We start from the raw sequence: 1,672 nt of genomic DNA, 5'->3' as shown, positions 1-1,672 counted from the left end.
AAATTCTGATTTATCTTGGTATTTATCTCAATCTTATCATCTAAGTGTGACAACATTCGAGCAATTACATTTTGTTCTTCTATTGGAGGTAGAGGTATTTCAAATTCTTTTAAAACTTTCCCAGAAATCTCTTTAAATGTTGAGCCACCTGCAATATTTTCTAAATAATGTCTTTTTACTATTAGGAGATAATAAAGAAAATAATTATTGATCTTTTCTTTGTTGCAAATGACACTCTTAAATCCCTGATTCGTGCACAGTTCTTTTCCTGCAATGGCAAGATAACCAATGGGTGCTCGTGAGCTAAATAAAACTGTCCCTTTTGGTAATAACCTTGCAGAAGAATTGCATAAACCTTTATTAGTGATATTGCGATGGCCTGTACAAATAAGCCGCCTGTTGTAATTGGACAAATCTTTAGGAGTTATCCAAGATATGTCTCCATTCCAATATTCATCAACAGTCTTTTTTGGAGTACCACCACCTACGACATCGCCTATATCGCATATTGAAGCTACATTCCATTTTGTTGGGATCTTACCGATCTTTGTTTTTTCAAACTCCATGCTAATTCACTCCAAATACTTATCAGCCTACCCGATATATTTTCTATGTGCATTTTTCACATTTATCTGATTTACCATTGCATATTGCAGCGTTGTATCAATACGCTGATGACCTAACAAGTGCTGCACTTGTTCGATTGGCATGCCCTTGTCGATAGCAGCTGTTGCCAGGGTTCGCCTGAATTTATGCGGATAGACTCTTTCATTACTAACGGATTTCCCGATCTTCTTCAATCTGGCTTCGACTCCTCCGATTTTCAAACGGTAATACGGAGCATTCAACGAGACAAATAGTGCAGGATTCCGATCGTATCTCTCATTGAGATAGTGCATCAGATGGATTTTTGTGCGTGCATCAAAATAAACTAAACGTTCCTTGTTTCCCTTACCGAAGACGACACATTCACGCTCCTGAAAGTTAATATCTGTTTTGTTGAGTTTAACCAGCTCTCCAACCCGCATACCAGTGGAAGTGAGCATGTCGATTAAGGCGAGGTCTCTTGACTGAACGCAGGAATCCCTCATCTTTTCCAGCATTTCATCTGAATAAGTATCTTTGACCATTTTATTCGTCTTCACCTTATGAATCCTTCGCACGGGGCTCTTCATAATGAATTCCTCATCTTCCAGCCAGGAGAAGAAACTGGAAAAAATCCTTCTGATATTATCGATCGTCACTTTGCTGACCTTTCGTTTATCATGATAATCCGCCAAATATTTTCTTATATCTTCAGTTGTAATGCGTGTAATATCTTTATCTAATGATGAAATCAGTCGTTCAATCGTCTTACGATAATACTCAAGAGATTGACTTGAACAACCCTCCACCTTTTTTGAAGAAAGAAAGCTGTTCAGTCTGTCCGTATTTGAGGAAACAAAATCACTTGTTTCATTTTCTTCTTCGACCTCGATTGAAATTCCTGAAAAACTTACTGTCAAAACGTCCTTCAGCTTCTGCAACTGGTAATTATCAAGATAAGATATCATCTTGTTCAGAACGTCGCTTATGATTTCTTTTTTCATGATTTCCTCCATTATCTTATGTATTTTCTTCATTTTATCTTGAAAACACACAATTAAGGAGAAAAACCATAATTTATTTGACC

Annotated in this window: 2 protein-coding genes; both read right to left on the bottom strand. The window is 37.0% G+C overall.

Annotation, left to right across the window (positions count from 1 at the left end; all coding sequences use genetic code 11):
- On the bottom strand, positions 1-566 hold a 566-nt coding region (locus tag D889_RS0114750; RefSeq protein WP_018962470.1), incomplete at its 3' end, for a restriction endonuclease subunit S.
- 27 nt (positions 567-593) lie between these two features.
- A partial coding sequence (xerA, locus tag D889_RS0114745; RefSeq protein WP_248676847.1) for a site-specific tyrosine recombinase/integron integrase occupies positions 594-1,672 on the bottom strand: 1,079 nt, incomplete at its 5' end.

The sequence above is a fragment of the Sporolactobacillus vineae DSM 21990 = SL153 genome (assembly GCF_000377985.1).
Taxonomy (GTDB): domain Bacteria; phylum Bacillota; class Bacilli; order Bacillales; family Sporolactobacillaceae; genus Sporolactobacillus; species Sporolactobacillus vineae.
This window is presented reverse-complemented; position numbering and strand designations above follow the sequence as displayed.